Source organism: Mycolicibacterium chengduense, from assembly GCF_033741155.1.
Classification (GTDB): Bacteria; Actinomycetota; Actinomycetes; order Mycobacteriales; family Mycobacteriaceae; genus Mycobacterium.
In genome coordinates, this window is record NZ_JAWQNH010000001.1 from 440,244 (window position 1) to 462,184 (window position 21,941).

Sequence of the window (21,941 nt, forward strand, 5' to 3'; positions counted from 1 at the left end):
CGCAACGATGGTGGGCGTGAACGCGATTCCCGAACCGACGCTCGCCCGCATCGACGCCCTGCTGGCCGATATCGACGCCGATCTGGCCGCCCACTACCCCGGGGACCGCCCGCAACCGCAGCCGGTGCACACCGTGTACGTCAGCGCCGCGGATGCCTCGGCCGACACCCCGGCGGTGTGGGGCGCGGCCGCGCTGGAACTGCTGGACCGGCATCCGGCGGTATTCGAGGAGCTCGGGTCGGCCGAGGTACTCGCCATGGTGCGCCGGCGGCTGGTCGAGGCGCCGATCGCCGACCTGCGCCTGGATTTCGAGGACGGCTACGGTCGTCGCGGCGACGATGTGGAGGACACCGATGCGCGCCGCGCCGGGCAGACGCTGCGGGCGCTGCGGCTGGGTTCGTCCGGGATCCGGTTCAAGGGGCTGACGCTGGCCGACCGGCCGCGCGCGGTGCGCACCCTGGAGCTGGTGCTCGAGGGCGGCCTGCCGGACGGGTTCGTCTTCACCGTGCCGAAACTGCGGGCCGCCGAACAGGTCACCGCGACGGTGTGGGTGTGTGAGGCGCTGGAGCACGCGCACGGATTGCCGTCTGGGGCGTTGCGCTTCGAGTTGCAGATCGAGAGCCCCCAGGCCGTGCTCGGCGCCGACGGGACCGCGACGCTGGCACGAGCGCTGCATCTGGCCGAAGGCCGTTGCACCGGCCTGCATTACGGCACCTACGACTACAGCGCGGCGTGCGGTATCACCCCCCAGCATCAGTCGCTGGAGCATCCGGTGGCCGATCATGCCAAGGCCGTCATGCTGGCCGCCGCCGCGCAGACCGGGGTGTGGGTGGCCGACGGGTCCACCCAGGTGAACCCGGTGGGCACCGAAGCCGAAGTGCACCAGGCGATCCGGCGCCATCACCGGCTGGTCACCCGGTCGTTGGAGCGCGGCTTCTATCAGGGCTGGGATATGCATCCCGGGCACCTGGTGACACGGTGGCTGGCGACATTCACCTTCTTCCGGTCCGCGCTGACCGCCGCGGCGCCGCGCCTGCAGGCGTACCTGGATCGCCGCGGCGGGGCCGTGGTCGACGAACCGGCGACCGCCGAGGCGTTGGCCGCGGTGGTGTTGCGCGGACTGGACTGCGGTGCGGTCGACATTGCCGACGTGCTGGCACAGGCGCCCAGCGCCGACCTGGCGACGTTACGGGCGCTCAAGTCGCGACAGGTGTGATGCGCCGCTACGCGAACGGGTATGGCCCGGCAAACGTGCCGAGCTGGACGGTGTGGCTGACCAAGCCGTCGCCCTCGGTCCAGTGGTGCAGCAGGTAGCCCCGCGGGCCGTCGTGACTGGACGGGGCCGCGGTAGCGGTGAATGTTAGGTCGATCTGGGTTGCGGTGCTCGGGCTCGTGCACAGCACCGTGTTGGCCCAGCGTTTCACCATCGGCCGGTGGACATGCCCGCACAGCACCGCCTCGATGTTGCCGAACCGTGCGACGACGCCGCGCAGTGCCGACTCGTCGAAGTAGCGGTAGGCGTCCAGGTACGGTATGCCGCTGACCAGCGGCGGGTGGTGCAGCATCACCACCGTCGGTTTGTCGGGCTGCTGGGCCAAAGTGTCTGCCAGCCAGTCCAATCCCGCCTGGTCGAGGTGGCCGTGGTGCTGCCCGGGAACGGTGGAGTCCAGGCCGATGATGCGCACCGGATGGTCGTCGACACAGTAGTGCAACGGGCCCCGCAGCGGCAGATACCGATGATCGGAGAATGCGGCCCGAAAACGCGCCCGGTCGTCGTGGTTGCCCGGGATCACCAGATGCGGAATGGTCAGGGCGGCAAGGATTTCCCGCACCATCGCGTACTCGTCCGGCAACCCCTCGTCCACCAGGTCACCGGTGACGAGCACCAGGTCGGGGCGGGTCTGCAGCGCCAGCACGTGCTCGATCGCCTCGGCGAACCCGCGATTGGAGTCCACCACCCCCTGATACAGCACCCCGCGCGGACGGACGTGCGGGTCCGACACTTGCGCGATCAGCACATCGAACGTTCCGTGTAGCGCTTTTCCGGGGGCGCCGCGAACTCGCCGCGGGTGGACGTCCGCAGGCCCAGGGTGATCAGTGACTGCACCGTCAACGTCGCGGCCGTCACCCCGTCGATCACCGGCACACCGAGGTCCGCCGAGATGGCGGCACACATGTCCGCCATGCCCGCGCAACCCAGCACGATGACATCGGAGCTGTCGGTTTCCAGTGCTTCCCGGCAGGCTTCGGTGATGATCTTGCGGGCATCGGGGTCGGTCTCGAGGTCAAGCACCGCGATCTCGCAGGCGTGGATGCCGCGGCAGAACCGCTGCATGCCATAGTGTTCGGCCAAGTCAGCGGCACGGCCCATGGTGCGGGCCAGTGTGGTCACCACACTGAAGCCGCGGCCCAGGTGGCTGGCGGTGTGCATGGCGGCCTCGGCGATGCCGAGCACCGGCCCGCGGGCCAGCTCGCGGGCGGCATCCAGCCCGGGGTCACCGAAACACGCGATGACGTAACCGTCGACACCCTGGTCTTCACCGCGCCGGATGGCATCCAACAGACCGGGTACGCTCATCGCCTCGTCGTAGTGACTCTCGATGGACGGCGGTCCGAACTCCGATGTCACACCGGTGATCTCGGTGGCCGGACCGGCCACCGCCCGGGCGCATGCCTCGATGGTCGAGGTCATGGCCCGGGTGGTGTTGGGATTGATTACCCAGATCTTCACGACACCGACTCGGCGACCAGCACGTCGCGGCGGGCCAGCAGATAGTACAGACCGAACGCCACGCCACAGCCGATGAACCAGCTGTACTGCGCCGCGGTGTGCATACCGTAGACGGAACCGCCGAGCAGCACCGGGATGACGGCCAGGACGGCGCCGGCGACGGTGGCGATCACCGCAACCTTGTTGTATCCCTTGGTGTACCAGTACTTTCCGCCCTCATCCATGGTGAACAGGTCGTCGATGACCACCTTCTGTTTGCGGATCAGGTAGAAATCGGCGATCAGCACACCGAACAGCGGGCCGATGAAGGCGCCGAGGGTTTCCAGCGTGTAATGGATGACCTCGGGGTTGTTGTACAGGTTCCACGGGGTGATCAGCACCGAACCGACCGCGGCGATCATGCCGCCGGCGCGCCAGCTGATGCGTTGCGGGCTGACGTTGGAGAAGTCGAACGCCGGGGAGATGAAGTTGGCGACGATGTTGATACCGATGGTGGCGATGGTGAACGTCAACGCGCCCAGCACGATAGCGAAGGTGCTGTCGATCCGGGCCACCGTTTCCACCGGGTCGGTGATCAGCTCACCGAACACCGGCAACGTCAGTGAGGCCGTGACCACCACCAGGACCGAGAACACCAGGAAGTTCACCGGCAAGCCGAGGAGGTTGCCCTTCTTGACCGCCGCGAACGTCTTGCCGTAGCGGGAGAAGTCACCGAAATTCAGCATCGGCCCGGAGAAGTAGGACACCACCAGGGCGATCGCGCCGAGCATCACCGGCAGCGAGGACCAGCCGGTGTACTTCACATCGCCGAGGTTCAGGTCGATGGCGCTCCACCCGGCCTTATAGATCAGGTAACCGCACAGGATGAACATCACGACGTACACGGCCGGGCCGCAGAAGTCGATGAATTTGCGGATGGATTCCATACCGCGCCAGAACACGCACGCCTGCAGCACCCACAGCAGCAGGAAGCTGCCCCAGCCCAGCAGGGACAGCCCGGCGAACCCGTAGTCGTCCACCTTGGCGTACGGCGCCAGCCCCGGGAAGAGTTTCACCAGCACGATGTCCAGAGCCGCCGAGGCCAGGAACGTCTGGATGCCATACCACGCCACCGCGATCAGGCCGCGGATGATGGCCGGGATGTTGGCGCCCAGGACGCCGAACACGGTGCGGCAGATCACCGGATACGGCACACCGGCCAGCTGGCTGGGTTTGGCCACCAGGTTGCACAGGAAGTACACGATGCTGATGCCCACCAGCAACGCAATCAGCACCTGCCAGCTGGCCAGGCCCAGCGCGAACAGGCTGCCCGCGGTGACATAGCCACCGACACTGTGCACATCGGACATCCAGAACGCGAAGATGTTGTAGGAGCCCCAGGTCTGCTTGCGCAGCGGGGCCAGGTCTTCATTGGTCAGCCGCGGGTCGTAGCCGGGCTTGATCTCACCACCGCCGACCGGGTGACCGGCCGCTTCCACGATGTCACCGGCGCCGACCACGGCGCCGGGAGGCAGGTCGTTCTTGGGGATGACGGTATCGGTCATAGTCGGTGACGCTAGGAACCAGGTGTTTCCCTGGCGTTTCACAACGACTATGGATTGATTGCGAAGAAAATATATTGCCAGCTAGGCAAGCAGGCCGGTGTCGGTGGGCAGCGTCGCGATCACGGCGTTCAAGCGCGCCGCGTGTTCCTCGGAGGTGGCCAGCAGCCGTGCGGCATCCCCGGCGAGGAAGGCCGCCAGCATGGCGCCGTGATCGGCGTGCAGCTGCGCGCGCTCCTCGCGTGCGACATGAACCATGGACTGTACGGGCTCGGTGACATTCCACGCCGCCTCGAGCATGTGCAGCAGCCGGTGCATCCGTGACGGCTTCGTCAGCGCCGCATGGAAGGCGCGGCTACCGCGGTGATAGGCCACCCCGTCGCCATCCCGAACCGCTTGTTCCAGAACGTCGTTGGCGGCGATAACCGCTGCCCGGTCGGCGTCGGTGGCGTTGGCGACGGCCGCCGCCAACGACGCCGATTCCAACGTCTCCCGCACGATGTACATCTCGCGCAGCTCCTGGGCGGTCAGCAACGCAACGGTGTACCCCGCGTTGCGCCGTTGCCCCACCAGCCCCTCACCCACCAGGGTCTTCAACGCCTCGCGCACCGGTATCTGGCTTACGCCGAAGACCTCGGCCACCTCGGCCAGGGGGATCGGCGTCCCGGGCGGGACACCACCATCGAGGATGGCCCGGCGCAATTCGCCCAGCACGGCCTGCTGTGAGGAGCCGGCGCGGTCGGCCACCAGATGGTCGAGCAGCGCCGATCGCCGTTGAGGCCGCATGGGCGCAGGGTAGGACACCGGTGTTGCGGCCCTGTTTCGTGTCGCTTACAGCGCGGCCGCCACGTCCCAGATCGGCTCCAGCGCCGCGATCCCGGTCCGCGCCAGCGGGCTCAGCACGATATCGGTGGCCCCGGCGTCGCGGTAGCGCTGCAGCTGGCGGGTGACCTGGGCCGCGGTGCCCACCGCGGCCAGTTCGGCCACCGAGTCGACCCCCTCGCGTTCGATGACCTTCGCGTACGACGGGATGGCCGCGTAGAACTCCAGGACCTCGGCGGCCGCCGCCCGCCCCTGCTCGACATCATCGGTCACCAGCACCGGCACCGCCGCGATCACCTTGGGTGCTGGTCGGCCGGCATCGGCGGCGGCCGCCGCGATCGTCGGCACGATGAACTCTTCCAGCGTGCGGGGGCCGGCCAGGTAGGGCAAGGTACCGTCGGCCAGCTCGCCGGTGACGCGTAAGGCCTTGGGCCCCATGGCCGCAACGTAGACCGGCAGCGGTGCGCCGCCTGCCACCGCGACCGGCCATTGCGGGGCCGCGGTGAACTGGTCACCGTGGAAGTCGACGGTTCCGGTATCGAGGATGGACCGCAGCACCTGCAGATGCTCACGCAGCCGTCCCACGGTGTTCGGCCAGGCGGTACCGAAGGCCGCCTGCTCGGGTGCGTGGGCGCCGAGCCCGAGACCGAGGCTGAAGTTCCCGCCGGTGGCCGCCTGCGCGGTCTGCGCCTGCGAGGCAACGATCAGCGGGTGGCGCGGGTTGATGGGCACCACGAACGTGCCGACGCCCAGGCCGGGCACGGCTGCCCCGACGTAGCCGGCCAGCGAGATGGCGTCATGGTCGAACTGCTGGGCGATCCACACCTGACGGACACCCGCGTCGTGGGCGCGGCGAGCCTGGTCGATGGCGGCGGCCACGTGGTTGGGGGCGGTGCGGTCGGGATCGAGGACAACTCCGGTGGGCATACCGGCCACAACCGGCCGCCGCCCGCCGAGATTCCCTTGCGCTCAGGCTGAGTACTTGTCCTGCACCTGCTGGCGCAGGCTGTCCACGGCGGTGTCGAGCACGATCCGCTTGGCGCGCCGCACGATGAATTCGGGCAGCGGCGCGGCGATGTCGATGATGATGTCGAAGCGGACCCGGGTGCGGTCACCTTCGCGGGTGAGGTTGTATTCGCCGTGCTGGCCGCGCTGGGTGAGGGTGCTCGCGGCGTCCCACACCACCCAGTCCTCGCCCCAGTGGTATTCGAGCAACTCCTTGTCGGTGAAACCCATGATCTTCAGTGTTGCCCGCACGTGGTGCGGACGTCCGTCCGGATGACGGTCCAGGACTTCGGTTTCCCGGTGCAGCGACGACCACGACGGGACCGCGTCGACATCGGCGATAGCGTCCAGTATCTCCTCCGGGAGGGCGTCGAAGACGGCTTCCCGGGTTGCCCTGACGGCCATACGGGCAAATCTAATTCGCGATTCGGCCTCGTGCAGCGCTTCCGAGGGCTAATTTTGTCCGAAACGTAAGCGAATCGTCAGCCGGCGATCCGGTCGACCGGCACTGCGCTTTACGACGACGCGCCGGCCGGTTGTGCTCCGTCGGAGGAGATCGGCGACAGGTGCCCGGCGGACGCATCCGCAACAGCGCGGCCCCGGCCCGCCGATCACTTTGCTCGCAGCCTCAGCCGACAAGCAGGCCGTGCCGTTTGAGCACCTGAACGGACTCCTGCCGGTCCCGCTCGATATGGGCGTAGGCGACGCTCTCGGCGAGCCGCTCGTTGCCGGTCTCGATCGCCGTCACGATGTCGGCGTGGTCCTGGTGGGCCGCCACGTTGTCGAGGTCGGAGGTCATGTAGAACAGCCACATCATCCGGCCTGCGAGTGATCGCATCATCGAACGCATCAGCTCGTTGCCGGTGAGATCCGCGATCACCTCGTGGAACTCGGTGCTCTGCTCGGCGACCAGATAGACGTCGCGGGTTTGCAGCCCGCGCGTGGCATCGTCGAGGGCGCGGTGCAGCCGGTCTGTGGACGCACCGAGAGCTACCTGGCGGGCCGCGTACCGGGCCGCCCCAACCTCCAGACACAGCCGCAGATCGAATAGTTCGTGCACCGTCTGCACCGTCCACGAGTTCACGACGGCGCTGCGCCTCGGCAGGGTCCGCACAAATCCGTCGGATTCCAGCCTCGGGACGGCCTCCCGCAGCGGGACCCGGCTGATGTTGAATTCGGCGGCCAGCCGCTGCTCAGCCAGCCGCGCGCCCTGCGGATAGGTGCCACGGATGATGCCCTCGCGCAACGAGTCGTAGATCATCTTCGAGGACAATGACCGGGGTGCTTCGGCTTTCAGGCTCGGCATTGTCTCTCCCGTCGTGGTCTCTCGCGTCTTTGACTGTCGATCGACGCTACCCGGCGCCCGCTTCAGATACCCAGCGCCTCCAGCGTGGCCTGCCCGAGTTCCTTGCGGGAAATGTGCGGGCCCGCCAGTGCGGCCGGTGTGGCTGCGCCGCCCAGTCCGGGCGCTGCCGTCAGCGGGGCATCCGGATTGGGCTGCTGGAAGTAGGCGACGGACTGGCGGCCCAGGCGTGCTGCCGGTCCCTGCGCCCAGACCACCCGGTGCGGTGTCGCGGGCAGCCGTCCACCGGTCCAGTGCTCCAAGACATCCCCGACGTTGAGCACCAGCGATCCCTCGATGTACGGCACGTTCCACCACTGCTCCTGCGCAAACACCTCCAGTCCGCCAGGCTCGACAGGCCGGTACAGCAAGGTCAGCGCCCCGTGGTCGGTGTGGGTGCCGTTCGGGATCATGAAGCCGTCGCCGACGTCCTGGCGCGGTGGGTAGAAGTTGGAAGCCAAGTTGTTGAAGTGGCGGTCGAACTTGTCGGCGAACCAGTCGTGCGGCAGACCCAAGCCGGCGGCGATCAGCTCCAACAAGCGGTTTCCGAGCAACTCCATCTCGCGGTAATAGCGCTCCCAGACCGGCCGCAGGTTCGCCGGCCGCTCCGGCCACAGATTCGGCCACCGCCACAGCCGGGCCTGCGGGCTGCCCGGTGCGTAATCGTCGACGGTGTCGAGCCGGTTGATCAGCAGGGACTCCATGGCGTTCGGGGCTCTGACCGCGCCGGTGATGTCGGGAAGCGGTTCGTAACCGCGGATGATCTCCGGGGCGGGGAAGGACACCTTCATCTTCTCGGCCACGGGCAGAGCGAAGAACTCCCTTGATGTCGCGCAGAAGTCGTCGAACACGTCCTGGGGGACACCGTGACCGGTCACCACAGCGAATCCGGTACGGCCGAATGCCGCCACCAACTCGGCAGCCACCTCGGCGAGTCTGGCACGGGACGCGTCGGCTCCGAGAGAACCTGTCAGATCGACGGTCTCGACTTCGACGACACCGCTGCTGGCCACGTCGGCGATGCGCGAGGTGGTCATGTACTCCGCGCTGGGGCTGAGCTGCGGGCCGGAGTGGTCGTTCATGTCATTCCTTATTGGCATTCGGGTGACCTCTGCTAAGCGTTGATGGTGAGCTGGTTGAAGTTGAGCTCGAAAGACCCGATGTTGTGGGCCTTTTCCACGTTGCCCAGCCACTTCTGCGCCACCACCCAGTCCTTGTTGTAGGCCAGGTTCAGGTAGCAACCGGTGGCGCCGTAGGCGTCACCGGCCTTCACGTAGGTCGCGATGTCGCCGGTCTTGACAGCGTCGTCGAGTAGGCGGTCCACGTCCGGGCTATCGCAGAGGAAGTAGTTGATACCGCCGGACTTGTCCCAGAACACATGACCCCACATGTACGGGTTGCCGCCGTCGGGCCCGTTGCTGCCGTCGACGAATGCGTCAGGGCCTTTGGTCGGGTCGTTGGGCCAGGAGAACACCGTGGCGGTCGGATAGGCCTGCGCCGCGGCCTGGATTCCCGTCGTCTGGAGCTGAGCGACAATGAGATTAGCCATCTTCTGGGCATTTTCGTTGCCGGTGGCGTAGCCGAGCGTCATCTCGGTACCGGCAGGCAATGTCTTGGCGTACGCCGCCATGACCGACGGGTCATAGCTGACGTGCTGGCGATCCGCGCCGCCGGGGATCATCCCTTTTCCGTACATGGTGGTCGCCACCTCGGAGGTCTCCCCCATCACCTCGCCGACAAGTTTCTGCTGATCGATCATCTGCAGGAAGGCCATTCGTGCGGGCTGGCCGCGGAAGAAGTCCTTGCTCGGGTTGAGAGTCAGCAGGGCGGCTCCGAGCGTCGGCAGGAAGTAGTTGTTCACCGACGACATCGACTGGTATCGCTTGAGGTTCGAGGACGGCAGCGCATTCACCGCACCAGCCACATCACCCTGCTCCAGGGCCAGCTGCAGCGCCGAGACATCGTTGTAGACCGTCAACCGCACCGTGGTGAAGGGGGATTTCTGGCCCCAGTAGCCCGGGTATGCGGCGAGCTCGTACTGCCTACCGGTCTCGGCTTTGCTCAGTTCGTACGGACCCGTCCCCAGGTCATGCTTGCTCAGATAGTCCTGGCCGTGGTCGGATCCGGCATACTTGACCAGTCCCGCAGGCGATTCCATCTTCGGCCCGAACGGCGAAGCGAGGTAGTCCAGGAAGGCAGAGTTGGGTTCTTTGAGCGTGACGACGGCGGTGTGGGCATCCGGGGTCGCGACGCTCTGCACACCGGCCACCATGTAGGCGGGTCCACCGTTGACGGCGGTGCGCCGATCGAACGATGCCTTGACCGCCGAGGCATCGAAGGGTGTGCCGTCGTGGAAGGTGACACCGTCGCGCAGTTGGAAGGTGAAGACCGTGTTCTGTGGGTTCACCGTCCACGCGGTGGCCAGCGCCGGCGCGAGTTCCGGGCTGTTGGCGCCGTCCTTGTATTTGACCAGACCCTCGTACACATTCTGGATGATGGCCACACCGTTGTTGGCGTAGTAGATATCCGGGTCGGGCGGCTGGCCGATATCGCCGTTGAGCCCGAGCACCAACACGCCGTCGGTGGGCGCCTTCGAGCCCCCACCGGAGGCGTTCTTGCCGCCACATGCGGTGCCCGCGACGAGCACCGAGACCGCACAGAGCGCGGCAGCGACGGCGCGCACGCCGCCCGATGTCAGCGATATCACGCGATACTCCTTGATTTCGAAGATCTTTGGCATCGTCCGGGCGCGCGTCACAGGGCGATTCGGGGGTCAGCCATGGCTTGGAGGATGTCGACGACGGCGTTGGCGACGATATAGATGGCGCCCAGCAGCAGGGTGACCCCGGCGATGGCCGGGAAGTCGTCGACCGGAATGCTGGCGGCCAGGTAGTTGCCGATGCCGGGCCAGTTGAAGATTTGTTCCACCACGACGACACCGGCGAACATGAAGCCCAGTTGCAGACCGGCCATCGACAGCGCCGGGTTGACGGCGTTGCGCAGCACGTACCGCATCAGCAGCGAAGCCGGGCGTAGGCCCTTCATCTGCGCGCTGCGGATGTAGTCGGCCTTCATGGTCGACTCCAGACTGGTCCGCAACACCCGGCCCATGGCCAATGCAGGCGCGATGGCCAGGGTCGCGGCCGGCAGGATCAGGTGCTGAACACCGGACCACCACCGGTCCGGGTCGGCGGCCAGAATGCTGTCCAGCAGAACGATATTGGTGGGTCCGTCGGACTGCCCGCGGCCACCTCCTGGAAGCCAGGCCAGGTTGCGGTAGAACACGATCAAGGTGACCATCGCGACGAGGAACGGCGGCGCACACCCACCGACCAGCAGCGCGCCCCGATACCACGCCGTGCCCGGGATCCGGACGGCACCCGAGAGTGCGAACACCAGGGCCAGCGCCACCGCGATCACAAAGGCACACAGGACGAGTTCGGCGGTGGCAGGTCCGAAGGTGAGCAGATCAGCCGACACCGCGTCGCGGCTGCGCATCGAGGTGCCGAAGTCGCCGTGCAAGGCCCGCCACACATAGTCCAGGTACTGCTGGAGCATCGGCCGGTCCAGCCCCAGCTGGTGCCGGGCGGCGACGACGGCCGCCGGGGAGGCATTGCCGCCGAGATAGGCCTTGACGCCGTCGCCCGGGCTCATCTTCTGCAGCACGAACACCGCCCCGGACAGCACCGCCAGCAGCAGCACGGCCCAGCAGAAGCGGCGAATGACGAAGCGGATCATGACTTCTCGCCGAGGATTTTGCCCAGCGCGTCGCCACCCAGGTTGGCCGCCAGGCTGAGCAGCAGGGCGGTGGCCGCCGGGATCACCGGTACCCACCATTCGCCGAGCAGCTGCGGTAACGCCGCCGCGGTGTCCGAGCCGAGTTCCGGTGCGGGTTCGCGCTGCCCCAGCCCGAGGAAGGACAGTCCCGCCAGCAATAACACGGCGTTGCCGACGTCCAGGCTGGCCGCCACCACCGAAGTCGGCAGCACACCGGGCAACAGGTGCCGCAGCAGGACCCGGATCCGACCAGCGCCGGCCAGCCGGGCCGCCTCGACGTGCGGGCGTACCGCGAGAGCACGTACCTCACCACGGACCACGCGCGCGTAGTACGGCCACCAGACGATCGAGATGGCGATCAGGGTGTTGGCCAAGCCGGGACCGCGCGCGGCCACGATGGCGATCGCGACCAACGTTCCCGGCAGCGAAAGAAACAGGTCTGTCAGCCGCATCAGGATCCCGTCCACCCAGCGCCCCGTCGCCCCGGCGACCAGCCCGACGACTCCGCCGACGAGCAGGCCGACGGCGACAACGAGCAACGCCGACAGCCAACTGGCCCGAATACCGAACAGGGTGCGGCTGAGCGCATCCCGCCCGACCCCGTCGGTACCCAGAAGATGCCCCGGAGTGAGGGGCGGCAAGTTGAGTCCGCCGACCGGCTGCACCGGGTCATACGGCGCGATCCACGGCGCCACCAGGACCAGCACGGTGATCACCGCCAGGAGCGCGGCCATCGCGTGGTTGAACCGTCCGTGCACTTCGAGCTGCAACGGGGAGAGGCGGCGGCGCGGCACGGCGAGCGCGGTCATGGCGCCCCCGTGGGTGCTTCAGCCCCCGGCTGCGGGCGCATCTGTGTCAAGGCCGCGTAGAAGGTCACCTAGATAGGGCGTGATGACGCACGCCCTACCTGATCCGTGGCCACCAGCGCTTGATGTCTGATGCATCATCGCGCGACACGGATCGGAAGGCTCACATCGCAAACGGTATACCGTTTTGGATTGCGCACGTGTTAGCGACGGTGACGATCACGTTTCAACGCAGTTCAACACGAAGTCACCAAAACCGTTCAAGCCAAACGGTATGCAAAATGCCGCTCGTCAACCCTTCTTGACCTTTAGCACCTGCTTGCGCAACCCGTCGGTCGCCACGTCGAGGGCACCCTTCATCACCTTCTTGAGCAGGAACCCGGGCATCGGGATGGCCAATTCGACGGTGATGTCGAAGCGAACTTTCGTGCTGTCACCCTGCGGTGTGAGCGTGTAACTGCACTGTTGCGCCTTGAGCTGCCCCGCCTTCAGCAGCACCCAGCTGACCTTGTCCGGCGCCCAGGTGTACTCGACGGTCAACTCGTCGGTGATGCCGACGGTCTTGACGGTCTGTTTCACGATGCGGGGCCGGCCCTCGTCGTCGGTCTCGACGACCTCGGCCTTCTGGTACTGCGGCGACCAGGTGGGGGTCGACTCGACGTCGGCGACCACGGCGAGAATCTCTTCCGGTGTCGCTTCGATGACCACTTCGCGGGAGTCACTGGTTGCCATGGGCTGACAGTAACCACCACCCGACGGGCGCAGGTGGCAATTGACCGCCTCCATGTCGTGCAGAGTTCACCTACCGGTGGAAGCATCACCGGGGTGGCCGACCCCAAGCCAGACAACCCGCAGACCATCGCCTATCCCGCGCCGGGCGCCCGCCCCCACCGCCGGGACACCGATCCACTCGAACCGCACGTCATCGTGCTGTTCGGGGCAACCGGCGACCTCGCGAAACGCAAACTGCTGCCCGGCATGGCGTATCTGGATCAGTCGGAACTGGCACCCGACATCCAGGTGGTCGGTACCTCGCTGGAGGATCTCACCGACGACGAGTTCCGCGCCTTGGTCAAGGAGGCGATCGAGCGGTTCGGCACGCACAAACTCACCGACGAGCAGTGGGCCAACTTCGCCAAGATCGTCACCTATGTGCCGCAGAGCGCCGGCCCGGCGGCGCTGGCCTCGGCGGTCGCCGAGGCCGAAGCGCGTCTCGGTGGTAATGCGCAACGGCTGCACTATCTCTCGGTTCCGCCGAAGGCCGCCCGCGCGGTGATCACCATGCTGCGCGAGGCCGACCTGGTGGACCGCTCCCGCGTCGTGATGGAAAAGCCGTTCGGCACCGACCTGGCCAGCGCGGTCGCACTCAACGACTTCGTGCACGAGACGTTCAAGGAACGCCAGGTTTTTCGCATCGATCACTTTCTTGGCAAGGAAGCGGCGCAGAACATCCTGGCCTTCCGGTTTGCCAACGGCCTGTTCGAGCCGATCTGGAACCGCAACTTCATCGACCACATCCAGATCGACATCCCCGAGATGCTCGGCTTGGACGAGCGCGCCAATTTCTACGAGAGCACCGGCGCGTACAAGGACATGGTGGTCACCCACCTGTTCCAGGTGATGGCATTCGTGGTGATGGAACCACCGACCGCGCTGGAGCCACGGGCCATCAGTGAGGAGAAGAACAAGGTGTTCCGCTCCATGCTGCCGATCAAGTGTGCCGACGTGGTGCGCGGCCAGTTCGTCGGGTACCGCGAACTCGACGGCGTGGCACGCGATTCCGACACCGAGACGTTCATCGCGCTGAAGGTCGGCATCGACAACTGGCGCTGGGCCGGCGTCCCCATCTACCTGCGCACCGGCAAGAAGATGGCCGAGGGCATGCGGATCATCTCGATCGCCTTCAAAGAGGCGCCGCGCACCATGTTCCCGGCCGGCTCCGGGGTCGGCTCGCAAGGGCCCGACCACCTGACGTTCGATCTGGCCGACAACTCGAAGGTGTCCCTGTCGTTCTACGGGAAACGTCCCGGCCCCGGCATGAAACTGGACAAGATGTCCATGCAGTTCTCCACCCAGGAGATCGCCGCCGGTGGGGATGTGCTGGAAGCCTACGAACGGCTGATCCTGGACGCGATGCGTGGCGACCACACGCTGTTCACCACCGCCGAGGGCATCGAATCCCTTTGGGAGCGTTCGGTACAACTGCTGGAAGATCCCCCGCCGGCCAAGATCTACCAGCCCGGCACGTGGGGTCCCAACGCCATCCACCAACTGATCGCGCCGAACGCGTGGCGGTTGCCGTTCGAGCGGGCATGGCGGGACAACGGCCACGCCTGAGTGCCTACCGGCCCGGCGGCACCAGCATCGACTGCCAGGTCCGGTTACCCGGGTTCGCCAGGTCACCCTGGGTGTATCGGCGACCGTCGGGGCCGATGTAGTCACCGGTGGCCGGGTCGTAGGGGACGGCCGCCACCGGCGGCGGGCTCGGCGCCGCTTGGGCCGCCCCTTCCGGGGTGGCGGCCGCCGGCGTGCCGGGCGGGTACTGCGGCACGCTCTGCCCGGACAATGTCGCGTTCGGGTCGCCTTTCCAGTTGTAGCCCTCGTTGAGCGGGACGTACTCCTCGTCGCTCTCGCACATCTCGACCGTCGGCGCGCGCTTCCACGGCTTGGTCTCACACGGAATGTCCCTGGCGCCACGGACATTCAGGGCGGAGTCCTGCGGCACCCGGCAGTACAGCTCCCCGGCGGTGCGGTCCGGGTAGTCCTGCTCCGACGGTGCCCGCTGCTGGCGTACCGGAAGGAAACCGGTGTTGCACGGTGGCGGCAGATTCAGGTTGAGGTTGAAGTCGAGATAGATCCCGTTGTAGGGCTGTTTCACGCCGGAGTCCGCGACGGCGATCGCGGACATGACGGCGGTGCCCTGCGGGAACAGCACCAGCAGTTGCTCGATGTCGTTGCGGTAGGTCACCGCGATATCACCGAGGCTGACCAGGTTGGCCAGCAGCACAGGCAGTGCGGGTGCCACGCGGTCGAACAGCCGCGTGCCCTCGTTCAGCGCGGGACCGCCCTGGTCCAGCAGATCACCGAACGCCCGGTCCTGGGCCTTGAACTGGCCGAACAGCGCCGCGGTGTGCGCGGCCCAAGCCTGGATCGAATCCGCGTTCTGCACTTGGGAGTCCAGCACGGGGGGCGCCTCGTCGATGAGCCTTGCGAGCTGGTCGGTGGATTTACCGCCCTCGATGGCCAGGGCGGTGGAGCCGTCCACGATGCGCGACAGTTCGGGCCCCAGCCCGCCGACGGCCTTGGCGGCCTCGTCGACGACGGTCTTCAGGTTGTCCTGCGGAATGGCTTGCAGGGCACGGTTGGTGGCGTCGAGCAGGTTGCCGATGTCCGGCGGTACCGACACCTTGCCGGCGGGGATGACGTCGCCGTCGCGCAATGCGGGCCCACCGTCGGCGCCGGGGGTCAGTTCGACGAACTGCTCACCGACGGCCGAGCGGCTGTGCACGGCGGCGGACACGTCGGCGGGCACCGGGGTGGCGGTCTTCAGCGTCAGCGTGGCGCGCACACCGTCCTTGGTGACGGCGATGCCGGTGACCCGGCCGATTTCGTCGCCACGGTAGGTCACCACCGAACTCTCGTACAAGCCGCCGGAGGACGGCAGGTCCAGGGACACCGTATAGCGGCCGTAGCCGAGCAGTGCGGGCACATTCACAATGCCGAATGCCATCACCCCTACCGAGATGACGGTGATGGCGGCCAGGATGGCCAACTGGATCCAGATTTTGCGGTGCAGGCGCAGCATGTCAGTAGCCCCCGAAGTGGTAGGGCGCGATCAGCGGATTGCCTGCGGTGTAGGGGCTGGGCATCTGCCCGATGGTGCGGCCCCACTGCATCTCCAGCTCGGTGAGGTTGCCCTCCCACCGGGTGCCGGTGAAGATGCTGCTGTCCAGCCGGCTCAGCGTCAGGTCGAGCACCAGGGTGATGTTGGCGAAGTCACCGCGGAACCAGTTGGACAGGTTGCTCTTCACCCAGGGATAGGTGGACAGGAAATCCAGGCCCTTGGTCAGCGACGGCCCGGCGTCGGCCAGGGATCGCAACACCGGGCCGATACTGCGCAGGTTGTTCACCAACGCCTCTTTGCTCTGCGTGACGGTCGAATTGGCGACGGCGCTGAACTTGCCGAGCCCGTCGATGGCGTCGGCCAGCTTGGTGCGGGTGTCGGCGAGAACGGCCAGGGCCTGTGGCAGCGTGGTCAGTGCCTTGTCGACGGTCGGGTTGTTGGCCGCGAACTGTCCGGCGAGGCTGTTGAGATGTTCGGTGGCCGTGATGATGTCGGCGGTCTGCGCGTTGACTCCGGTGATGAAGGTGTCCAATTGGGTCAGCAGGCTGCGCATATCGGCCTCCCGACCGGCCAGCGCCTTGGCGAAGGTCTGGTTGATCTCCTGCAACTCCCCCAGCCCGCCGCCGTTGAGCAGGACGGACACCGAGGCCAACGTCTGCTCGGTGGTCGGGTAGGTGGCCGCCCTGGACAGTGGGATCACCGATCCGTCGTGCAATTGTCCTTGCGGCGCTTCGTCGGTGGGCGGTGCCAGTTCGATGTGCATGGATCCGAGCAGGCTGGTCTGACCGACCTTGGCGGTGCTGTTGGCGGGCAGGTGCACGTCGCCGTTGATACGCATGGTCACCAGGGCGTGCCAGTCCTGTACCTCGATCTTGGTGACGTTACCGACGTTGACGTCGGCCACCCGGACCCGGGTGTTCTGCTGGATGACGACGACGTCGGGCAGCTGCGCCTGGATGGTGTAGGAGCCGTCGCCGCCCCCCTCGGTGCCGGGCAGGCTCAGTGAATTCAGGCCGCGCCATTGGCATCCCGGGATCATCGCCACGCAGGCCACCAGCAGCGCCGCCAGCACCGGCCGCCTCACGGGGCGGGCACCATCAGGCCGGGCAGCTCGGACGCGGGATCGGGTGTCGCCACCGGCGGCGCCTCCGCCGCCAGCACCTGCATGGGGTCGGTCGGCGGCGCCGGGGGCGGCGGCAGCAGCGGATCGCCCGGTGGCCGCAGCCTGTCTTCGCTGTAGGTGATCTCGTTCGGGCGGGCCATGGTGCCCACGAACGGGTTGCCGCCGATCGGGAAGAAGTTCATCTGCCGGTTCTTCACGATGGGCGCCAGGTACTGCACGCACAGTTTCGACGACTGCTCGAAGTTCAGCCGGGACGCCGCTTGCACGGCGCTGCAGAGGAATTGGACGGTATCGGCGAAGTTGACCGGCGCCAGGATGCCGGTGATGGCGCTTTGCGCCGGTTGGTAGATGTTGACGAAGTTCTGCAGCACCGTCGGTGCGATGTGCAGCACCTGTTTGATGTCGGTGCGGCTGTCGTTGAGCGCGGCGGTGATCTGGTTGAAGTGGTCGAAGGTGGTGCCCAGCGCTTCCCGGTTGCCGGCCACGAATCCGCGCAGGTCCCCGACGGCGGCGTCCAGGTTCTGGGTGGCGTCGGCGACTTCGTTGGGGGTGTTGGTCAGCACGGTGCTCACCTGGGCGAGGTTCTGGTTGAAGGCGGCCAGCAGATCACTACTGGAGGCCAGCGCCGACACCAGCGCCTGCATGTTGCGCACGGTGCTGAAGATATCGGTGCTGTGATCGCCGAGTGCCGAAAGTGCCTGCGACAGTTTGATCACGGTGTCGTGGGCGGTATCCCCCTCGCCGCGCAGGTTCTCCGCGGTGCTGTTGACGAACTCGCCGACGGAGTTGGGCCCGCCGGGGGTTTGCGGCTGTAGGGACGCGGTGAGTTTCTCCAGTTGTTGACGGAAGTCGTCCCATTCCACCGGGACGGCGGTGCGCTCCTGCGGAATCGACGCGCCGGCAACCAGTTTCGGCCCACCGTCATAGGCGGGTACCAGCTGGATGGCGCGGGCGCTGACCAGCGACGGGGACAGGATGGCCGCTTTCACGTCGGCGGGCACCGGATACTGCGCATCGACGGAGAAGGTCACCTTGGTGGTGTGCGGTTGCGGCTCGATCTTGTCCACGGTGCCGACGGCGACCCCTAGGATGCGCACCTCGTCACCGGTGTAGAGGCCGTTGGCGTTGGCGAAGTAGGCGACAAAGGTGTCCTTGGCCACGTGCTTCCACCATCTGGATCCAGCCGGCGTGGCGACCACGGAGATCCCGGCAGCCAGGACGACCACGAGCAGCGCCGCCGTCAGCAGTCGCGCGTTACCTCTCATGGCTGGCCTCCCGGCTCACCAGGCGCCGGCACGTAGACCGGGGTGGGCCCGGTATACGGCACCGGGCCGACGACACCGGGCGGGGCGAGGGCCGGCGGTCCCGGCGGTGGGCCACCGGGCGGCGGGGCGGGCAGCGGCTGGCGGTAGGGGTAGCGCGGATCGCCGGGGTTACCGGTGATGGCGTCGGGCAGGGTGAGGTTCGGGTCCCCACCTTGACCGGTGCGCGGGTAGGGCACCGGCAGCGCGGGGGTGCCTGGTTGCCCGATCGCGGGGTCGACCAGTTCGGAGGGCAGCTTGACGTTCGGGTCCACGCCGAGGTCGGAGAATGCGGCATCGATGAACGGCTGGACGAACTGGCCGGGCAGTAGGTTCACCAGGGAGGCCTTGAAATACGGGCCTGCACCGAGCACCTCGCCGAAGGACATGGCGTACCGGCGGAACAGCGTGACGGTGCGTTGGAGTTCCTTCTTGCGGTTGTCCAGGATGGAGAGCACACCGTTGAGCTTGTGCAGCGCGGGTTTGAGGGCGGCCTTGTTGTCGGCGACCAGTCCGGAGATCTGCTGGGCCACCGCCGTCAGGTTGGTCATAAAACCGTCCACCGCGTCGCGTTGGGCCACCAGTTCGGCCAGTAGGGCATTGGCGTTCACGACCAGGCTTGCGATCTGGTCGCTGCGCTTGGCCAGCACCGCGGTGACCTTGTTGGCGTTGCCCAGCAGGTTGCGCAGCTGCGCGTCGCGGGCGTTGAGGGTATCGGAGAACTGCGCGACGCCGTCGAGGGCGAGTTTGAGGTCGGCGGGCGTCTGCTTGAAGGTGTCGGCCAAAGTGGTGAGCGCAGAGGACAATTGGGTGGTGTCCAGCCCGCTGATGGCGGTGGTGAGGTCGCCGAGCGCGGTCGGCAGGTCGTAGGGCGACGTGGTGCGCTCCAGCGGGATGGTGCCGGTCAGCGTGCCGTCCCCGCGCGGGGTGACCTCGAGCATCTTGGTGCCGAGCACGGTTTCGGTTTTGATCGCAGCTTCGGTGCGGTCACCGAGGTCGACGCCGTCCTTGACGGTGAAGTCGACGCGGACTTTGGTGCCTTCGAGGTGGATATCGGACACCCGCCCGACCGAGAGTCCCGAAACACGGACGTCGCTGCCGGGTTTGATCCCGCCGGCCTCGGTGAAGTAGGCCGAATAATCGGAGGTGCCCTTGATGAACGGCAGCCGGTCGTACGAGAACGCGGCGACGACGACCAGCGCGGCGATGATGGTGCCGACGACGCCGACGGCGACTCGGTTGCGTTCGGCGATGGGTTTGACGGTCGGGCGTTTCAGCTTCATCATCGCCCTCCGTCGCTGTGCTGGACCGGTTTCGGCGTGCACCGTCCGGTGTCCTGGCCGGCGAGTTTGACGTACACCGGTTGACCGCCTTTACCGTTGACCTTGAGGATGGCGTCGCAGAGGTAGAAGCCGAAGTAGTCGCCGTAGAGTCCGTTGCGCGCGAGGATCTGGTAGGCGTCGGGCAGTGTCCGCACCAGGTCGTCGACGTAGGCGTGGTCGGCCTCGATCTGACCGGACACCCGATCCGTCTGCACCACAGCCTCTTTCAGTGGCGGCCGCATATCGGTCAACAGATCGGCGATGGTGGCCGTTGCCGCGCTGATATGCGCGACGCCGTGCGCGATGTCGGTTCGGCGGTCCGACAGGCCCTGTACCAATTCCGAGAGCTTGTCCAGCCCCACCGAGAACTGCTGATCCCGTGCGGCGAAGGTGCCGAGCACCGTGTTGAGGTTGGTGATCACCTGGCCGATCAGCTGGTCGCGCCCGGCCAGCGTGGTGGTCAGCGCCGAGGTTTGGGCCAGCACCGAGGAGATGGTGCCGCCCTGGCCCTGGAACACCTTGAGCAGTTCACCGGACAGCGCGTTCACCTGGTCGGGGTCCAGCGCCCGGAACAGCGGGCGGAACCCGCCGATCAGGGCGTCGACGTCGAGGGCCGGTGAGGTGCGTTCCTTCGGGATCGTCTCGCCAGGGGTGAGCCGGCGTACCGAGCCGGCGCCCTCTTCCAGGGCCAGATACCGGTCGCCGATCAGGTTTTCGTAGCGCACCGCGGCGGTGGTGCCCTCGGTGAGAGTGAGGTTCTTGTCGATGGCGAAGTCGACGTACACGGTGCCGTCCTTCTGCAGGGTCATCGAGCCGACCTTGCCGACCTCCACACCGGCGATGCGCACGAAGTTGCCTTCCTTGAGCCCGGACACGTTGGTGAACACGGCGTGGAAGGTGGCGCGGGAGTCGAACCGGAACTGCCCGAACACGGTCAGCAGCACGAACAGGAAGACCAGGCACAGCGCGGTGAACAGCGCCACGCGTATCACCGTGCCGGCGATGCTGGCTCGTCGCATGAGGTGTCCTAGGGGGTCGGGGTGTCGGGTGCCGCAGGCGGGGGTGGGCCGGGTGCGAATTGGGGCGGGAAGGGCCCGGGCGCCGGCGGGCCGTTGTACCGGATACTGGGCGGTTCCGGCACCGCCCGGGTGACCGGGAGGTAGTTGGCCCAGCCGGGGAACCCGATTCCGGGGTTGGTGCGGATGTCCGGTCCGGTACCGAATCCGGTGTCGGTGACCAGGTATTTGACCGGGAAGTTCTTGCTGACGTCGGGCAGAGAGCCACAGCTGGGTTTGCCGCCGGGCCCGCCCTTGGCGTTGACGATCGGCAGGTTGTCCGGGAAACGGTACGGGTCGTCGCCGGCCAGCATGGCGGCGTCCATGATGACGGATTTCCCGTTGCCGCCCATGGCGTCTCGGCCGCCGTGTTCCAGGAACCACTGCGCACCTTGGAACAGGCAGGTGTAGGTGGGCGAGTATTTCAGCAGCAGGCTGGTGGTGGGGTCCAGGATGTTCATGGCGCGCACCAGGTTCGTCTGGTTGCCGCCGATGGTGTCGATGCCCGAGCGGGCGAAGCCGACCGCGGACAGCAGCAGCGCGTCGAGCGCCTGGGCGTGGGTGGTGATGGTGGTGCTCGTGGTGGCCGCCGAGTCGAGGATCGACAGGATGTCCTGGGCGGCAGCGGAGTAGGCGGCGGTGGTCTGGCCGAACAGCTGCCAGTCCCGCTGGATGGTCGGCATCCGCGGGTTGACGGTCAGTAGCAGGTTGTTGGCCGACGTGATCGCCTCGCCGATGCGTTCCCCCTTGCCGCGCAACGATTGCGCGACGGCCGAGAGCACCGAGTTCAGTTTCGCCGGGTCGATGGCGTGTACCACCGATTGCAGGTTCTCGAAGACGGTGTTCACCTCGACGGTGACGTTGCGGGACTGCAGCACCGCACCGGAGCGCAGCGGCTGGGCGCTGGGGTCGTCGGGGATGATGAGGTCGACGTACTTGGCGCCGAAGGCGGTGCTGGACTTGATCTCTGCCTCGACGTTGCTCGGCAGGTAGGCGAACGGTCCGGGGTCGAGCTTGAGGTCCAGCGACGCGAGCCCGTCGTGCGAGCCGACGGCCCCGACCTCACCGATCTGCACACCCCGCAGCTTGACCTTGGCACCGTTTTCCATCACCAGGCCGGCCCGGTCGGAGACCAGGGTGACGGGTACGAAGGACCGCAGGGTCCCGTTGAACAGCAGCACGGTCAGTGCGACCAGCACCCCGATGACGATGAAGAGGATGGGCGCGTACCAGATCGGGTCGATATTCTCGCGGCGGGCACTGTTGGTCATG

General features: G+C 66.9%; 20 protein-coding genes. 2 read left to right on the forward strand and 18 right to left on the reverse strand.

What is annotated here, in order from left to right; all coding sequences use genetic code 11:
- Window positions 1-7 precede the first annotated feature (7 nt).
- Window positions 8-1,216, forward strand: coding sequence for a DUF6986 family protein (locus tag SBI67_RS02195; RefSeq protein WP_318978988.1), 1,209 nt, complete (start codon window positions 8-10; stop codon window positions 1,214-1,216).
- 7 nt (window positions 1,217-1,223) lie between these two features.
- Here SBI67_RS02195 and SBI67_RS02200 read toward each other — a convergent pair whose 3' ends face one another.
- From SBI67_RS02200 to SBI67_RS02255, 12 genes are all read right to left on the reverse strand, one after another.
- Window positions 1,224-2,018, reverse strand: a complete 795-nt coding sequence (locus SBI67_RS02200) for a phosphodiesterase (protein ID WP_318978989.1) — start codon at window positions 2,016-2,018, stop codon at window positions 1,224-1,226.
- A complete protein-coding gene (locus SBI67_RS02205; protein WP_413232384.1) occupies window positions 2,012-2,731 on the reverse strand; it encodes an aspartate/glutamate racemase family protein in 720 nt (239 codons plus the stop codon). The genes SBI67_RS02200 and SBI67_RS02205 overlap by 7 nt, the downstream gene beginning before the upstream one ends.
- A complete protein-coding gene (locus SBI67_RS02210) occupies window positions 2,728-4,275 on the reverse strand; it encodes an NCS1 family nucleobase:cation symporter-1 (protein ID WP_318978990.1) in 1,548 nt (515 codons plus the stop codon). Before SBI67_RS02210 ends, SBI67_RS02205 begins: the two co-directional genes overlap by 4 nt.
- Window positions 4,276-4,356: 81 nt before the next feature.
- Window positions 4,357-5,058: a GntR family transcriptional regulator gene (locus SBI67_RS02215; RefSeq protein ID WP_318978991.1), complete on the reverse strand. Its 702-nt coding sequence runs from the start codon at window positions 5,056-5,058 to the stop codon at window positions 4,357-4,359.
- Between the two features lie 45 nt (window positions 5,059-5,103).
- Complete coding sequence (locus SBI67_RS02220; protein ID WP_318978992.1) at window positions 5,104-6,021, reverse strand: TIGR03564 family F420-dependent LLM class oxidoreductase; 918 nt, start codon at window positions 6,019-6,021, stop codon at window positions 5,104-5,106.
- A gap of 42 nt (window positions 6,022-6,063) precedes the next feature.
- Window positions 6,064-6,504, reverse strand: a complete 441-nt coding sequence (locus SBI67_RS02225; RefSeq protein WP_318978993.1) for an SRPBCC family protein — start codon at window positions 6,502-6,504, stop codon at window positions 6,064-6,066.
- A 223-nt stretch (window positions 6,505-6,727) separates the two neighbouring features.
- Window positions 6,728-7,405, reverse strand: coding sequence for a GntR family transcriptional regulator (locus tag SBI67_RS02230; RefSeq protein WP_318978994.1), 678 nt, complete (start codon window positions 7,403-7,405; stop codon window positions 6,728-6,730).
- Between the two features lie 62 nt (window positions 7,406-7,467).
- A complete protein-coding gene (locus SBI67_RS02235) occupies window positions 7,468-8,523 on the reverse strand; it encodes an isopenicillin N synthase family dioxygenase (RefSeq protein WP_318978995.1) in 1,056 nt (351 codons plus the stop codon).
- Window positions 8,524-8,555: 32 nt separating this feature from the next.
- The gene (locus SBI67_RS02240) at window positions 8,556-10,148 is read right to left on the reverse strand and encodes an ABC transporter substrate-binding protein (protein ID WP_318978996.1); all 1,593 of its coding nucleotides are present in this window, start codon (window positions 10,146-10,148) and stop codon (window positions 8,556-8,558) included.
- Between the two features lie 47 nt (window positions 10,149-10,195).
- Window positions 10,196-11,179 carry an ABC transporter permease gene (locus tag SBI67_RS02245; RefSeq protein WP_318978997.1) on the reverse strand — a complete coding sequence of 328 codons (984 nt, stop codon included), beginning with the start codon at window positions 11,177-11,179 and terminating at the stop codon, window positions 10,196-10,198.
- Complete coding sequence (locus SBI67_RS02250; protein WP_318978998.1) at window positions 11,176-12,027, reverse strand: ABC transporter permease; 852 nt, start codon at window positions 12,025-12,027, stop codon at window positions 11,176-11,178. The genes SBI67_RS02245 and SBI67_RS02250 overlap by 4 nt, the downstream gene beginning before the upstream one ends.
- Before the next feature lie 288 nt (window positions 12,028-12,315).
- Window positions 12,316-12,756 (reverse strand): SRPBCC family protein, encoded by a 441-nt coding sequence (locus SBI67_RS02255; protein WP_318978999.1) that lies wholly within the window; start codon window positions 12,754-12,756, stop codon window positions 12,316-12,318.
- 93 nt (window positions 12,757-12,849) lie between these two features.
- Between SBI67_RS02255 and zwf the strand changes: the two genes are divergently transcribed.
- The gene (gene zwf, locus SBI67_RS02260) at window positions 12,850-14,361 is read left to right on the forward strand and encodes a glucose-6-phosphate dehydrogenase (protein ID WP_413232385.1); all 1,512 of its coding nucleotides are present in this window, start codon (window positions 12,850-12,852) and stop codon (window positions 14,359-14,361) included.
- A gap of 4 nt (window positions 14,362-14,365) precedes the next feature.
- Here the strand turns inward: zwf and SBI67_RS02265 are convergent, their stop codons facing one another.
- From SBI67_RS02265 to SBI67_RS02290, 6 genes are read right to left on the reverse strand one after another with little or no spacing between them, the layout of a single operon-like run.
- Window positions 14,366-15,829, reverse strand: coding sequence for an MCE family protein (locus tag SBI67_RS02265; protein ID WP_318979000.1), 1,464 nt, complete (start codon window positions 15,827-15,829; stop codon window positions 14,366-14,368).
- Window position 15,830: 1 nt separating this feature from the next.
- Window positions 15,831-16,952, reverse strand: coding sequence for an MCE family protein (locus tag SBI67_RS02270; protein ID WP_318979001.1), 1,122 nt, complete (start codon window positions 16,950-16,952; stop codon window positions 15,831-15,833).
- Complete coding sequence (locus SBI67_RS02275; protein ID WP_318979002.1) at window positions 16,949-18,256, reverse strand: MCE family protein; 1,308 nt, start codon at window positions 18,254-18,256, stop codon at window positions 16,949-16,951. Before SBI67_RS02275 ends, SBI67_RS02270 begins: the two co-directional genes overlap by 4 nt.
- Entirely contained in the window at window positions 18,253-19,578 is a 1,326-nt protein-coding gene (locus SBI67_RS02280) for an MCE family protein (RefSeq protein ID WP_318979003.1), read from the reverse strand. The genes SBI67_RS02275 and SBI67_RS02280 overlap by 4 nt, the downstream gene beginning before the upstream one ends.
- Window positions 19,575-20,633 (reverse strand): MCE family protein, encoded by a 1,059-nt coding sequence (locus tag SBI67_RS02285; RefSeq protein WP_318979004.1) that lies wholly within the window; start codon window positions 20,631-20,633, stop codon window positions 19,575-19,577. The genes SBI67_RS02280 and SBI67_RS02285 overlap by 4 nt, the downstream gene beginning before the upstream one ends.
- Before the next feature lie 8 nt (window positions 20,634-20,641).
- Window positions 20,642-21,940, reverse strand: coding sequence for an MCE family protein (locus SBI67_RS02290; protein ID WP_318979005.1), 1,299 nt, complete (start codon window positions 21,938-21,940; stop codon window positions 20,642-20,644).
- Window position 21,941 lies beyond the last annotated feature (1 nt).

Excerpts from the sequence above, each read along its gene's own strand:
- SBI67_RS02195 (WP_318978988.1), top strand. The coding sequence starts at position 8 with ATGGTGGGCGTGAACGCGATTCCCGAACCGACGCTCGCCCGCATCGAC.
- SBI67_RS02210 (WP_318978990.1), bottom strand. The coding sequence starts at position 4,275 with ATGACCGATACCGTCATCCCCAAGAACGACCTGCCTCCCGGCGCCGTG.
- SBI67_RS02215 (WP_318978991.1), bottom strand. The coding sequence starts at position 5,058 with ATGCGGCCTCAACGGCGATCGGCGCTGCTCGACCATCTGGTGGCCGAC.
- SBI67_RS02220 (WP_318978992.1), bottom strand. The coding sequence starts at position 6,021 with ATGCCCACCGGAGTTGTCCTCGATCCCGACCGCACCGCCCCCAACCAC.
- SBI67_RS02225 (WP_318978993.1), bottom strand. The coding sequence starts at position 6,504 with ATGGCCGTCAGGGCAACCCGGGAAGCCGTCTTCGACGCCCTCCCGGAG.
- SBI67_RS02230 (WP_318978994.1), bottom strand. The coding sequence starts at position 7,405 with ATGCCGAGCCTGAAAGCCGAAGCACCCCGGTCATTGTCCTCGAAGATG.
- SBI67_RS02235 (WP_318978995.1), bottom strand. The coding sequence starts at position 8,523 with ATGAACGACCACTCCGGCCCGCAGCTCAGCCCCAGCGCGGAGTACATG.
- SBI67_RS02245 (WP_318978997.1), bottom strand. The coding sequence starts at position 11,179 with ATGATCCGCTTCGTCATTCGCCGCTTCTGCTGGGCCGTGCTGCTGCTG.
- SBI67_RS02250 (WP_318978998.1), bottom strand. The coding sequence starts at position 12,027 with ATGACCGCGCTCGCCGTGCCGCGCCGCCGCCTCTCCCCGTTGCAGCTC.
- SBI67_RS02255 (WP_318978999.1), bottom strand. The coding sequence starts at position 12,756 with ATGGCAACCAGTGACTCCCGCGAAGTGGTCATCGAAGCGACACCGGAA.
- SBI67_RS02265 (WP_318979000.1), bottom strand. The coding sequence starts at position 15,829 with ATGCTGCGCCTGCACCGCAAAATCTGGATCCAGTTGGCCATCCTGGCC.
- SBI67_RS02275 (WP_318979002.1), bottom strand. The coding sequence starts at position 18,256 with ATGAGAGGTAACGCGCGACTGCTGACGGCGGCGCTGCTCGTGGTCGTC.
- SBI67_RS02280 (WP_318979003.1), bottom strand. The coding sequence starts at position 19,578 with ATGATGAAGCTGAAACGCCCGACCGTCAAACCCATCGCCGAACGCAAC.
- SBI67_RS02285 (WP_318979004.1), bottom strand. The coding sequence starts at position 20,633 with ATGCGACGAGCCAGCATCGCCGGCACGGTGATACGCGTGGCGCTGTTC.
- SBI67_RS02290 (WP_318979005.1), bottom strand. The coding sequence starts at position 21,940 with ATGACCAACAGTGCCCGCCGCGAGAATATCGACCCGATCTGGTACGCG.